Source organism: Cupriavidus sp. 05T41 (genome assembly GCF_056396525.1).
This window is the reverse complement of sequence record NZ_JBFTLQ010000055.1, coordinates 1-13,211: the sequence shown is the minus strand read 5'-3', so window position 1 is coordinate 13,211 and position 13,211 is coordinate 1. Positions and strand designations below refer to the sequence as shown.

Below are 13,211 nucleotides of genomic sequence, written 5' to 3'. Positions count from 1 at the left end.
ACGAAAACACGAGGGTCCTATGTCGTGGCCGCCCGAGCCGGAAACGGCAGAATTCCAGCACAACCACGAACCCCACGACGAAACCGACAGCCTCCGCAACCCTGTTCGGCTCTGCCCCTGCCGGCCAGGCAGTCCGCTTTCTTTGCCTACTTTCTTTTCGGAAAAAAGAAGGCAGGTCGCTCCGGGGGAGCGAAAGCCTTTGACTTTGAAGTTGACTTTGAATTTGAAGCMCTTGACTTTGAAGCACCAGCCTCCACCAGAAGCTGCGAGCCCCAAGCGAGGAACTGCAGGACAAACGAACCAGAGCAAGAAGATGACCCAGCAATCCGACACGAACAATTATCCGACCCGCCAGCTCTGCGACTTCCTGGCCCGCTTCACCCTGGCCGACGTGCCGGCGGAGGTCGTGGAAAAGACCAAGGACCTMTTCCTCGACTGGATMGCCTCTGCGATCGCCGGCAAGKATGCGCCCGCGGTGCGCAAGCTGCAGGAGTTCGTCGCGGCGATGGGCCCGCAGCAGGGCCCGTCCGAGGTCTTCGTGGACCGCCGCCGCACCTCGCCGTACTTTGCCGCGCTGATCAACGGCGCSTCTTCGCAYGTGGTGGAGCAGGACGACGTGCAYAACGGCTCSGTGCTGCACCCGGCYGCSGTGGTGTTCCCGGCGGTGATCGCCGCCGCGCAGGCGGAGGGCAAGAGCGGCGCGGACGTGCTGCTGGCGTCCATCGCMGGCTACGAGGCCGGCATCCGCATTGGCGAATTCATGGGCCGCTCGCACTACCGCGTGTTCCATACCACCGGCACGGTGGGCACGCTGGCGGCGGCCGCGGCGGTGGCCAAGCTCTACGGCATGGACGCCGAAGGCATCAACCAGGCACTGGGTTCGGCCGGCACGCAAGCCGCCGGCCTGTGGGAATTCCTGCGCGACGCGGCGGATTCCAAGCAGTTGCACACGGCCAAGGCCGCGGCGGACGGGCTGATGTCGGCCTGGATCGCGCGCGCTGGCTTCACCGGCGCGAAGCGCATCCTGGAAGGCGCGCAGGGCATGGCGGCGGGCATGTCGAGCGATGCCAACCCGGCGGCGCTCACCGATGGCCTGGGCACGCGCTGGGCCACCGCCGAGACCTCGTTCAAGTTCTTCGCCTCGTGCCGCCACACGCACCCGGCGGCCGACGCGCTCAAGGCGCTGATGCTGCGCGACCAGGTCCGCGCGGACCAGATCGCCGCCGTGACCGCGCATGTGCACCAGGGCGCGATCGACGTGCTCGGCCCGGTCACCGATCCCAGGACCATCCACCAGGCCAAGTTCTCGATGGGCACGGTGCTTGGGCTGGTCGCGGTGCACGCGCACGCCGGCCTCGGCGAGTTCGAGGACCATGCGCTGCAGGATGCGCAGGTGGCGGCCTTCCGCGACAAGGTGGAGATGGAACTCGACGACGAGATCAACGCCGCCTATCCGCGCCAGTGGATCGGCCGCGTCACCGTCAGGACCACCGACGGCCGCACGCTKGGCGCGCGCGTGGACGTGCCCAAGGGAGACCCCGGCAACACGCTGTCGCGTCCGGAACTGGAAGCCAAGGCGGTGCAGCTGGGCGCCTTCCGCCACGGCGGCAGCGAAGCCGAGATGCGCGCCATCATCGCCCGCGTATGGGCGCTGGAGAAACAGGCCAACGTCAACGACTGGCTGCCCGGCGCGCGCTAACGTTCGAGAGCCATCATGTCCACTGCATCCAACGCTTCCACCGCCATCACCTACCTGTTCGTGCCGGGCGACCGGCCCGAACGCTTCGACAAGGCCGCGGCGGCCGCGCCCGATGCGCTGATCCTCGATCTCGAGGATGCCGTGCACCCGGACGCCAAGCCCGCCGCGCGCACCGCCATCGCCGCCTGGCTGCTCGCGCGCGGCGCGCAGTCGCAGGCTTATGTGCGCATCAACGACACCAGTTCGCCGGCCTTCGCGGCCGACATGGACTGGCTGCGCGCGCTGCCGCCCGACGCGCCGCTGGCCGGCCTGCTGGTGCCCAAGGCCGAGGACGCGGTCGCGCTCGGCGAGATCGCCCAGGCGCTGGCCCAGGTCAATCCGCAGGGCCGCGTGGTGGCGATCATCGAAAGCGCGCGCGGCCTGCATGACATCGATGCGGTGGCCAGCGCGCCGGGCGTGTCGCGCCTGGCCTTCGGCTCGCTCGATTTCGCCGTGGACCTGGGCTGCGCCCACACCCGCGAGGCGCTGCTGATGGCGCGCTCGCGCATCGTGCTGGCCTCGCGCGTGGCCGGCCTGCCGCCGCCCGTGGACGGCGTCACCACCGCGCTCAAGGACGAAGCCGTGCTGGCCGACGACGTGGCCCACGCGCGCGCGCTGGGCTTTGCCGCCAAGCTGTGCATCCACCCGGCCCAGCTCGCCGCCGTGCGCACGGGCTTCCTGCCCACCGCGCAACAGCTCGACTGGGCGCAGCGCGTGCTGGCCGCCACCGCCGGCGGCAGCCATGCCGTGCAGGTCGACGGCAAGATGGTCGACCGCCCCGTTATCGAACAAGCCCGGCGCATCCTCGCGCTCGCCGGCCACCCCGAAGCCCAGCAAGCCAACCCGTCATGACCCAGCTCGAACACCTGCGTACCTGGATCGGCCGCAGTGAAAGCCGCACCGAGACCCTTGCTCCCGAACCCGTGACCGGGCTCGCCGCCACCCTCGACCTGGACGGCGACGCGCTCGTGCGCGGCCCGCTGCCGCCCCTGTGGCACTGGCTGTATTTCCTGCCGCGCGCGCCGCAGCGCGAGCTGGGCCAGGATGGCCATCCCGCGCTCGGCGGCTTCATGCCGCCGATGCCGCTGCCGCGCCGCATGTGGGCCGGCGGCGAACTCGAGTTCAAGCGCCCGCTACGCGTGGGCGATACCGTCACGCGCACCTCCACCGTGCGCAACGTGGAATACAAGACGGGCCGCAGCGGCGAGCTGTGGTTCGTCACCGTGGAGCACGTGCTGAGCGTCGACGGCGAAGTCGCGCTGAACGAGCGCCACGACCTGGTCTATCGCGCCATGCCCGAGCCCGGCGAGCCGCTGCCGCCGCGACCGCGCCTCGCGCACCAGGCAAAGTGGCAGCGCCAGCTGCACGCAGATCCGGTCATGCTGTTCCGCTTCTCGGCGCTCACCTTCAACGGCCATCGCATCCACTACGACCACGACTACGTGCGCGACGTGGAAGGCTATCCCGGCCTGGTGGTGCACGGCCCGCTGCAGGCCGTGCTCGCGCTCGACCTGGTGGCGCGCGAAATGCCGGCGGACAGGGTGCGCCGCTTCGGCTTCCGCGGGCTGGCGCCGCTGTTCGACCACGACACCGTGACGGTGGGCGGCGTGCCCGATGCGGCCACGCCGGGCAAGATCGTGCTCTGGACTGGCGACGATGCCGGCGGCCAGTCGATGGAGGCGTGGGCCGTGGTGGAGAACTGACGGACACGTGCTGTACAGGCAKGACGCCGGTACCCACGCAGAAAACAACAACGGGAGCTGGCGGGGAAAACAACAAAGGAGACTTCCCATGCACGCATTCCGCAGCGGCCGGCGCATCGCCTGCGCCGCCGTTCACGCCATCGTTGCCCTGTGCGGGGTCACCGCCGCGCAGGCGCAGCAGAGTCCCGGCTACCCCACCCGCCCGGTCACCCTGATCGTGCCCTACGCGCCGGGCGGCACCACCGACGTGGTGGTGCGCCGGTTCGCCGCGGCGCTGCAGAAATCGCTGGGCCAGAGCGTGGTGGTGGAAAACAAGCCCGGCGGGGCCGGCACCATKGGCGCGCTCGCGCTGCGCCAGGCCAGGCCGGATGGCTACACCTTGTCGATGATGCCGGTGACGGTGTTCCGCCAGCCCTTCATCCAGAAGACCGCCTTCGATCCGGCGCGCGATTTCACCTACCTGTCCCGCATCACCGGCTACACCTTCGGCGTGGTGGTGCGTGCCGACTCGCCATGGAAGAGCTGGCCTGATTTCCTTGCTGCCGCGCGGGCCCGCCCGGGCAACGTCAGCTACGGCTCGCCCGGCCAGTTCAGCTCGCCGCACATCACCATGATCGAGCTGACGACCAGGGAGAACCTCACGGTCAACCACGTGCCGTTCAAGGGCGATGCCGACTGCCTCAACTCACTCATGGGGAACCATGTACAGCTCTGCGCGGCAGGCAGTGCCGCCGGCACCCTGGTCGATGCCGGCAAGCTGCGCTGGCTCAACCTGTGGACCGCGCAACGCTCGCCACGCTGGCCGGACGCGCCCACGCTGCGCGAGCTCGGCTACGACATGGTCTCCAACTCGCCCTATGGCGTGGCCGGCCCGAAGGGAATGGACCCTCAGGTGGTGCGCATCCTGCAGGACGCGCTGCGCCGCGCGGCCGAAGACCCGCTGCACCTCGCCGCGCTCAAGCAGCAGGACCAGGACCTGATGTACCTGGACAGTGCCGGCTACACACGCTTTGCCATGCAGCAGATCGCGCAGGAAAAGGCGCTGGTCGAGCGACTTGGCATCAAGGCAGAATGACTATGCGCAGACACCCGACACAACCTCGTTGCGCAGCGACTGCGACAGCCMGGCCACTGCGCCGCAAATGCCTCGCCGCGCTCTGCGCGCTGGCAGCGCCGGCGCTTGGCCTGGCGCCGGCCGGCACCGCCTGGGGGCAGCAAGACTTCCCGACCCAGCCGTTGCGCCTGGTCGTGCCCTATGCCGCGGGCGGTCCCACCGACGCCTTCGCCCGCGTGCTCGCCGAGCATTGGGGGCAGAAGCTCGGCAAGCCGATGGTGGTGGAAAATCGTACCGGCGCGGGCACCGTGGTAGGCACGGACTATGTGGCGAAGGCCAGGCCGGATGGCTACACGGTGCTGCTGACCACGGTGGCGCACGCCGTCAACGACAGCATCGTGCCGCACCTGCCGTACCGCACCACGCGGGACTTCACGCCGGTGGGACTGGCCGCGAGGGCGCCCCTGGTGCTGCTGGTCACGCAGGCATTCCCGGCGCGCAACCTGGCGGAATTCGTCGCCTACGTGAAGCAGCATCCCGGCATGGTGAACTACGGCTCGGCCGGCAATGGCAGCGCGCCCCACCTTGCGTCCGTGCTGCTGGACCAGATGGCCGGCCTGCAAACCACCCACGTGCCCTATCGGGGCACGGGCCCGGCCATGACCGACCTGATCGGCGGCCAGATCGGCTACATGATCGACAGCGCCCCTACCGGCCTCGCCCAGGCCAAGGCCGGCACGGTGCGGCTGATCGCCACCACCATGAAGGCACGCCTGCCCCAGACCCCGGGCGTTCCGGCCGTGGCCGAAGCCGTGCCCGGCTACGAGGCCTACACATGGAATGGCGCCTTCGTCCCCGCCGGCACGCCGCCGGCGCGGGTGGAACAACTCAACCGCGCGCTGCGCGCGGCGCTGGCCGACCCGCAACTGCGCCAGCGCGCCTACGAGATGGGCCTGCTGCTTGAAGCCGACCCCAGCCCGCAAGCGCTCGCCGGGCACCTCGAAACGGAACTCGCCAAATGGCGCAAGGTGGCACAAGCCGCCCATATCCAGGAACCCTGAACCATGTCCATGAATCCCGGCGCGCGCGCCGATGCCGCTGCCAAAGGCACCGGCAGCACCAGCAGCACCAGCATCACCACCGACACGCCATTCGATCCGCGCAGCCACCGCATGTGCGAACAGCGCTACTTCGAGGACTTCGTCCCCGGCGAACGCTTCGTGCTGCCTTCGCGCACCATGACCGAGGCCCTCTTCGCAGCCTTCCAGCTCGCCAGCGGAGACAACCACCCGGTGCACTACGATGCCGAGTACTGCCGCGCGCACGGCATGCCGCACATGCTGGCGCACGGCTACCAGGTGCTGATCCAGACGKCGGCCGGCGCCGGCTTGTTTCCGCATATGGTGGAGGAGTCGCTCAAGGGCTTCATCGACCAGAGCAGCCGCTTCCTGCATCCCGTCTTCGTGGGGGATACCTTGTACAGCACGCTGGAGGTCGCCGAGCTGGCTCCCAACCGGAGCACCGGCGTGCTGACGCTGCGCTCCACCGTGCACAACCAGCATGGCGTGCTGGTGCTGGACGGCACGCAGCGCTATCTGTTGCGCAAGCGGGCGCCGGCGGGTTGATCGTGCCGGGTGGCGGGTAGCCGCCCACATGCTTGTTCCCTTCTCCCGCTTGCGGGAGCGGGGAGCCAAGGTTCGCCACCCTCGCCCCTTCGTCCCGTCCCCCTTTCTCCCCTTCTCCAATACGGGCCTTGTSGGCAAAAAAAAATCGCGGCCCGTGCGAGCCGCGATTTCTACCTGCGAAGCCTGCGCACTCAGCGCATCGTCATTCCACCTGGATCTTCGCCGTCTTGACCACGCCGCCCCACAAGGCCAGTTCCTTCTGGATGCGGTCGGCCAGCGGCTTGGGACCGGTGATGTTCAGGTCGTATCCGCCCTGCGTCATGCGCTGCTGGAACGCACGATCGTCACCGATCGCCTTCTGCGCCTTGACCAGCTTGTCCACCACGTCGGCGGGCAGCTTCTGCGGGCCCACCAGCGCGTACCAGCCGGTGAGATCGTAGTTCTTCATGCCGGACTCGATCATGGTTGGCACATTGGGCAGCGCGGCGTTGCGGCCCTTGGACGTCACCGCCAGCGCGCGCACCTTKCCGCCCTGGATGTGACCGATGGCGGTGCCGGTGATGTCGAACATGAAGGTCACCTTGCCACCGACCACGTCGGCCATGGCCGGCGAATTGCCCTTGTACGGCACGTGCAGCATCTTTACGCCGCCCATCTGCGCCAGCAGCTCGGCCGACAGGTGATTGGACGCGCCCACGCCGGCCGAGCCGAAGCTGACACCGTCCGGGTGCTTGCGCGCATAGTCCACCAGCTCGCCCACGTCCTTGGCGGGGAATTCCTTGTTGATCAGCAGGACGTTCGTGTAGTCGGTGATCAGGCCGATGTAGCTGAAGTCCTTGGTCKGGTTGAAGTTCACCGACTTCTGGATCAGCGGCGTCATGGTCATGGTGGGGCTGGCCACGAAGTACAGCGTATAGCCGTCCGGCGCCGCCCGGGCCGTCAGGTCGGCGGCGATGGCGCCGCTGGCGCCGGCGCGGTTGTCCACCACCACCGGCTGCTTGAGCGCGCGGCCCAGGTAATCGGCATAGATGCGCGCAGCGGTATCGACCGGGCCGCCAGGCGCGTAGCCCACGATCAGCTTCACCGGGCGCGCCGGGTAGGCGTCGGCCCATGCGGCGCCTTGCACCGCGGCCAGCAGCAGGCCGGCCATCATCCATCGTTTCATTTGCATCTCCTCCTTATTGTGTTTGTCGCCGGGCCGCGCCATGCGCGCTCCGGTACACGTGCGCTTCGACCCGTGGCGAAGCGCTGCCGGGCGTCAGGCAGCCGCGGCGCTGCCATCCACCAGCGCGCGCAGCGGCTGCTTKAGCAACTTGCCGCTGGCGGTGGTGGGGATGGTTTCGATCACGCGGATCTGCGCGGGGCGCTTGTACGGCGCCAGGCTTTCGCGCAGGTAGGCTTCCAGCRCGGGCATGTCGATGCGGGCACCGGGCTGGGTTTCGATGAAGGCCACCACGTCTTCGTTGCCGTCGGCCGCCTGGCGCCCGACCACGGCGGACTGGCGCACGCCGGGGAAGGCATTGATGACGGACTCCACCTCGATCGGATACACATTGAAGCCCGRKCGGATGATCAGGTCCTTCGAACGGCCGACGATGAACAGCGCGCCATCCGGAGCGAGGAAGCCAAGATCGCCGGTATTGAGCCAGCCGCCCGGCAACAGCGCCTCCGCGGTCTGTTCTTCGTTGCGGAAGTAGCCGCGCATCACGCCGGGACCGCGCACGCGGATCTGGCCACGCTCGCCGGGGGGCATCGGCTGGCCCTGCTCGCTGGTGATGGCGATCTCCACGCCCTCGACGATATAGCCGGCCGAGCAGTCGGTGCGCGGTGCATCCTTGCGCGTGATGAACAAGGAGCCGGCGTACTCGGTGATGCCGTAGCCGTGGTGCAGCGGCTGGCCGAACCACGCCTCGGTGTCGCTCTTGAGGGTGGGGTCCAGCGGCGCACCGCCGGTATAGAGGTAGCGCAGGCGCGGGAACGCGGTGGCGCCGTTCTTGCCGGTCCTGGCCGACGACTCGCGCGCCAGCGCCATGATGCGCGTGAACATGGTCGGCACGCCCTGCAGCATGGTGAGGCCGGGCGACTCCAGCGCCGTGAACACGTCGGCCGCGTCGAAGCGCGGGCGCATCACCAGGCTGGCGCCGGCGTAGAGCGTGGCCATCAGCACCGTGGCAATGCCGAAGATGTGCGACAGCGGCAGCGCGCCATAGGCGATATCGTCCGGGCCCAGGTCGCGCGAGGTCGCCGAGATGCGCGCGAAGATGGTGAGGCCGGCATGCGGCACCATCACGCCCTTGGGGGCGCCGGTGGTGCCGGAAGTGTAGATCAGCGTGGCGATGTCGCGCGCCTGTGCGGCATCCACGCGCTGCGGCGCCCGCGCGGCGCGCAGCACGGCGAAGCGCGGATCGAGCGCGGCGCAGTCCGAGGGCTGCGCGCCGAGCCGTGCGGCGTGCGCGGCTGCTACGTCGGACACGTGGTTGGTGAAGAAGGTCAGCAGCGGCTCGGCATGGTCACGGATGCCGTCGATCTCGCGCGGGGAAAGCCGCGCGTTGACCTGGATCGGCCACGCGTGCAGCGCGCTGCAGGCAAACAGCATCACCACCATCTCGGTGCAGTTCTCGCCCACCACCATCACGCGGTCGCCCTGGCCCACGCCCTGCGCGGCCAGCCAGTCGCGCGCGGTGGCGATGCGCTGCCACAGCGCGCCATAGCTCAGGATCCCGTCGCTCTCGTACAGGCAGGGCGAATCAGGCGAGCGCTCGGCCCAGTGTTTCGGGATGTCGTGGATGAACTCGGGGCGGAAGGAAGACATGATGCGGGCGATGTAATGCGGATGAAGCTGACGAAAGGGAAGCCGGTGCCCGAAGGACACCGGCTGCGGACAAGCTTATTGGTCGAGGTGGATGCCGGCCGACTTGATCAGGCCATCCCACTTCTGGTACTGACTGCGCATATATGAGCCGAACTGCGCCGGCGTGGACGGAAACGGCACCGTGCCCTGCGCCGCGAGGCGCGCGGCCAGCTCGGGCTGCGCCAGCGCGGCCACGATCTCGGCGTTGAGGCGGTCGACCACGGCCGGCGGCGTATTGGCCGGCGCGGCCACGCCGAACCAGGCGGTCAGCTCGTAGCCGGGCACGCCCGCGGCGGCCAGCGTTGGCACGCCCGGCAACTGGTCCGAAGGTTTCGCGGTGGTCACGCCKAGCGCGCGCACGCGGCCGTCGCGCACATAGGGCAGCGCGGTGGAAATGCTGTCGAACATCATGGTCAGGCGCCCGCCGATCAGGTCGGTCATGGCCGGGGCGCTGCCCTTGTACGGCACGTGGTCGATGCGCACGCCCGCCATGTGGGTAAACAGCTCGCCCGCCAGGTGCGAGGACGAGCCGTTGCCGAACGAGCCGTAGCTCAGCTTGCCGGGCTCGCGCTTGGCCAGCGCGATCAGTTCGGCCACGTTGCGCGCGGGCACCGACGGATGCACCACCAGCACATTGGGCAGGTAGGCCACCGAGGCTACCGGCGCAAAATMCTTGAGCGGGTCGTAGCCCGGCTTGTCGTACAGGCTCTTGTTCACGGCCAGCGAACCGAACGTGCCGAAAAACAGCGTATAGCCGTCGGCCGGCGCGCGCGCCACCGACACCGCGGCGATATTGCCGCCCGCGCCGGGGCGGTTCTCGATCACCACCGGCTGGCCCAGCCGCACCGACAGCGCATGGCTGACCTCGCGTGCCAGCAGGTCGGTGGCGCCGCCCGGCGGGAAGGGCACGACCAGGCGCACCGGCTTGTCCGGATAAGCCGCGAACGCGCTTGCGGTGGCCGCCAGCAAGCCGCAGAGCGCGAGCAGCCTGGTGCAACGTGTGGTCCAGCGTGACATTCGCCTGTCTCCTCGGCGTTAATTGTGATGTTGCTGCGATGGAACAGCGCCAGTGTGAGTCAGGCGCCGCAGGGGCGCCATTTGGATTTGTTTAAGGCCGTGTTCGGGACGGCGGGGAGCAGCGCCGGCATGACGCAGGAGGTGCGCGCCCTGGTGCAAACCCTTGGCGGCGCGCGGCCCGGCGCGGCCGAACGCTTCCGGCAGGCCGAAGAGCGGCTTTGCCATTGCGGAACCAGCGAATCCCCTGCCCCCCATAGAATCGGAGCACCGTATCGCGGAGGCGACCGTGGTCCGTGGCGCATGTGCGCGMGGCCCGCGGCCGGCCTTCCCAACCGAGGGGACAAGCAGATGGATTTGCGTTTCAACGCCGCGGAGCAATCGTTCCGCGAAGAGGTTCGGAGTTTCGTGCAGGCCAGCCTGCCGGCGGATATCCGCGACAAGGTGCTGGCGCACCAGCGCGTGGAGAAAGACGACTACGTGCGCTGGCACCGCGTGCTGCACGCGCAAGGCTGGGGCGCGCCGACCTGGCCCAGGCAATGGGGCGGCACCGGCTGGACCCCGCTGCAGCGCCTGATCTTCGAGATCGAGACCTTCCGCGCCGGCGCGCCGCGCCTGCTGCCGTTCGGCCTCACCATGATCGGCCCGGTGCTGATGAAGTACGCCAGCCCCGAGCACCAGGAACGCTTCCTGCCGCGCATCCCCACGGTGGAAGACTTCTGGTGCCAGGGCTATTCCGAGCCCGGCTCCGGCTCCGACCTGGCTTCGCTCAAGACGCGCGCCGTGCGCAAGGGAGACCGCTACATCGTCAACGGCCAGAAGACCTGGACCACGATGGCGCATTTCGCCGACTGGATCTTCTGCCTGGTGCGCACCGACTCCGAGGTCAAGCCGCAGGAAGGCATCTCCATGCTGCTGATCGACATGAAGACGCCGGGCGTGACGGTTCGCCCCATCGTCACGCTCGACGGCGGCCACGACGTCAACGAAGTGTGGTTCGAGGACGTGGAAGTGCCGGCCGCCAACCTGCTCGGCGAAGAGAACCGCGGCTGGACCTACGCCAAGTACCTGCTCGGCCACGAGCGCACCGGCATCGCCGGCATCGGCCACTGCAACCGCGAACTGCGCCAGCTCAAGCACTACGCGGCGCAGTCCACCGACGGCGCCGGCCGGCCGCTGATCGACGACGTGCGCATGCGCGACAAGATCGCCCGCATCGAGATGGACATCATGGCGCTGGAAATGCTGCTGCTGCGCGTGGCCACGCAGTCCGCCGGCCAGCCCGGCCCCGAGGCCTCCATCGTCAAGATCCGCGGCTCCGAAATCCAGCAGGACCTGGCCATGCTGCAGATGGAAGTGGCCGGCCCCAGCGCGTGGCCGTACTCGCCTCGCTGGCTCGAAGCGGGCGAGACGCCTGCGGACATGCCGCAGCACGCACCGGACTGGGCCGCGCCCGCCGCCTCCACGTACTTCGACATGCGCAAGACCTCCATCTACGGCGGCGCCACCGAAGTACAGAAGAACATCATCTCCAAGATGATCCTGGGTTTCTGAACGCCGGGACAGAAGGAACAAGCACAGCCATGGACTTCAATTACAGCGAAGAGCAGCAGATGCTGGCGGACAGCCTGCGCCGCTTCATCGATACCGAATACACCTTCGCCAAGCGCCGCGCCAGCGCGCGCGACGGCGCCAGCCTCGACCGTGCCACCTGGGCCCAACTGGCCGAGATGGGCGTGCTCGGCCTGACCGTGCCAGCCGAGTACGGCGGCTTCGGCGAAAGCGCAGCCAGCCAGCTGGTGGTGCAGCGCGAACTCGGCCGCGGCCTGGTGCTCGAGCCGGTCACGCCCGCCGCGGTCATCTCCACCGCCGTGCTGGCAGCCTACGGCAGCGCGGCGCAGAAGGAAGAATGGCTACCCGCCATCGCCAGCGGCGAGCGCATCGTCACCCTCGCCTACCTGGAGCCCACCACCCGCTACCGCCCCGAAAGCGCGCGCGCGGCCGCCGAGCGCAAGGGCGACGGCTACCAGCTCAACGGCACCAAGACACTCGCCTGGCACGGCGAAGCCGCCGATGCCTTCCTGGTCAGCGCGCGCATCGCCGGCAGCAACGAACTGTCGCTCTTCCTGGTGCCGAAGGACGCGCCCGGCCTGACCGTGCGCGGCTACCCCACCATGGACGGCCTGCGCGCCGCCGACCTCACGCTGCAGAACGCCACGGTCGGCGCCGATGCGCTGGTAGGCAGCGAAGGCAACGGCCTGGCCGCGCTCACGCACGGCATCGACCACGGCATCGCCGCGCTATGCGCCGAAGCCGCCGGCGCGATGGAAAGGCTGATCGAGATCACCGGCGAATACCTGCGCACGCGCCAGCAGTTCGGCAAGCCGCTCGCCGCGTTCCAGGCCCTGCAGCACCGCATGGCCGACATGCTGGTGCAGAAGGAACTGGCGTTGTCGATGGCCTATGTCGCCGCGCAAGCGCTCGACGAAACCGATCCCGCGCAGCGCCGCCGCATGCTCAGCGGCGCCAAGGTGGTGGTCGCCAAGGCCGGCCGCTTCGTCGGCCAGCAGGCGGTGCAACTACATGGCGGGATGGGGATGACGGATGAACTTGAGGTTGGGGATTACTTCAAGCGGCTGACGATGATCGACCCGCTGCTGGGGGATAGCGATTTTCATGTGCAGCGGTATGGGGAGGTGATGGTKGGGTAGGTTGAGCAATCGGCGCTTGCGCCTGCGCTCGCTCGGCAATGCGTGTCTTTTTGCTCTGCCGGGCGGKCCGGTCTGCATGCGCCAGTTCAGTCCTCCGGCCAGTTGCTATCGCCTTCGGTCGGGGACTTCGGATACCGAATAAGATGGCTCTCCCGATCGCTCTCCCCAACGGTCATTCAGCCGCCAGGATCTGGATGATCCTCACTGGGAATGACGAGCAAGGTCGGTACAGTCGCGCCGTCCCCATAGTGGTCGGCGTAGCAGCGCTTACCGTTGTCGCAGGTCAGTGTCCAGTCTTTGTAGTCCTTGAAAACCGGCCGGTAGACACCAGGATCCGCAGCAGCCGCCAAAATGGAGAGTAAGGCCAGTGGGCCGACGAGCAGTAGGCGATGAGGTAGTTTCACAGTCACACACCATTGGAGGGACTTACATTTTCTATCTGAGATGACCTGGCGCAGAAACAATCGATTTTCCGCCTCGTGTAATTCAGTTAGTCCGCCTTATCAGTTCTCCGT

General features: G+C 68.4%; 11 protein-coding genes. 8 read left to right on the top strand and 3 right to left on the bottom strand.

The genetic code is table 11. The features are described 5' to 3' along the window. The first annotated feature begins 313 nt into the window (after window positions 1-313). From AC1DKV_RS27080 to AC1DKV_RS27055, 6 genes are all read left to right on the top strand, one after another. Window positions 314-1,699: an MmgE/PrpD family protein gene (locus tag AC1DKV_RS27080; RefSeq protein WP_477138364.1), complete on the top strand. Its 1,386-nt coding sequence runs from the start codon at window positions 314-316 to the stop codon at window positions 1,697-1,699. 15 nt (window positions 1,700-1,714) lie between these two features. Continuing rightward, a complete protein-coding gene (locus AC1DKV_RS27075) occupies window positions 1,715-2,590 on the top strand; it encodes an HpcH/HpaI aldolase/citrate lyase family protein (protein ID WP_441650064.1) in 876 nt (291 codons plus the stop codon). Then, entirely contained in the window at window positions 2,587-3,441 is an 855-nt protein-coding gene (locus AC1DKV_RS27070) for an HTD2 family dehydratase (RefSeq protein ID WP_441650063.1), read from the top strand. Before AC1DKV_RS27075 ends, AC1DKV_RS27070 begins: the two co-directional genes overlap by 4 nt. 88 nt (window positions 3,442-3,529) lie before the next feature. Then, window positions 3,530-4,516 (top strand): tripartite tricarboxylate transporter substrate binding protein, encoded by a 987-nt coding sequence (locus tag AC1DKV_RS27065; RefSeq protein ID WP_477138363.1) that lies wholly within the window; start codon window positions 3,530-3,532, stop codon window positions 4,514-4,516. 2 nt (window positions 4,517-4,518) lie between these two features. After that, entirely contained in the window at window positions 4,519-5,556 is a 1,038-nt protein-coding gene (locus AC1DKV_RS27060; RefSeq protein WP_477138362.1) for a tripartite tricarboxylate transporter substrate binding protein, read from the top strand. Window positions 5,557-5,667: 111 nt separating this feature from the next. Continuing rightward, entirely contained in the window at window positions 5,668-6,120 is a 453-nt protein-coding gene (locus tag AC1DKV_RS27055) for a MaoC family dehydratase (protein WP_477138384.1), read from the top strand. 202 nt (window positions 6,121-6,322) lie between these two features. Here the strand turns inward: AC1DKV_RS27055 and AC1DKV_RS27050 are convergent, their stop codons facing one another. From AC1DKV_RS27050 to AC1DKV_RS27040, 3 genes are all read right to left on the bottom strand, one after another. Continuing rightward, window positions 6,323-7,285 carry a Bug family tripartite tricarboxylate transporter substrate binding protein gene (locus AC1DKV_RS27050; protein ID WP_477138361.1) on the bottom strand — a complete coding sequence of 321 codons (963 nt, stop codon included), beginning with the start codon at window positions 7,283-7,285 and terminating at the stop codon, window positions 6,323-6,325. Window positions 7,286-7,378: 93 nt separating this feature from the next. Continuing rightward, window positions 7,379-8,932: a class I adenylate-forming enzyme family protein gene (locus tag AC1DKV_RS27045; RefSeq protein ID WP_477138360.1), complete on the bottom strand. Its 1,554-nt coding sequence runs from the start codon at window positions 8,930-8,932 to the stop codon at window positions 7,379-7,381. Window positions 8,933-9,007: 75 nt separating this feature from the next. Next, entirely contained in the window at window positions 9,008-9,988 is a 981-nt protein-coding gene (locus AC1DKV_RS27040; protein WP_477138359.1) for a Bug family tripartite tricarboxylate transporter substrate binding protein, read from the bottom strand. A gap of 348 nt (window positions 9,989-10,336) precedes the next feature. Between AC1DKV_RS27040 and AC1DKV_RS27035 the strand changes: the two genes are divergently transcribed. Next, window positions 10,337-11,539, top strand: coding sequence for an acyl-CoA dehydrogenase family protein (locus tag AC1DKV_RS27035; protein WP_441622203.1), 1,203 nt, complete (start codon window positions 10,337-10,339; stop codon window positions 11,537-11,539). A gap of 29 nt (window positions 11,540-11,568) precedes the next feature. After that, window positions 11,569-12,696 carry an acyl-CoA dehydrogenase family protein gene (locus AC1DKV_RS27030; protein ID WP_441622201.1) on the top strand — a complete coding sequence of 376 codons (1,128 nt, stop codon included), beginning with the start codon at window positions 11,569-11,571 and terminating at the stop codon, window positions 12,694-12,696. The last annotated feature ends 515 nt before the right edge of the window (window positions 12,697-13,211 follow it).

What these genes read in the sequence shown, in the direction of transcription:
- AC1DKV_RS27075 (WP_441650064.1), top strand. Translation starts at nt 1,715, where the DNA reads ATGTCCACTGCATCCAACGCTTCCACCGCCATCACCTACCTGTTCGTG.
- AC1DKV_RS27070 (WP_441650063.1), top strand. Translation starts at nt 2,587, where the DNA reads ATGACCCAGCTCGAACACCTGCGTACCTGGATCGGCCGCAGTGAAAGC.
- AC1DKV_RS27035 (WP_441622203.1), top strand. Translation starts at nt 10,337, where the DNA reads ATGGATTTGCGTTTCAACGCCGCGGAGCAATCGTTCCGCGAAGAGGTT.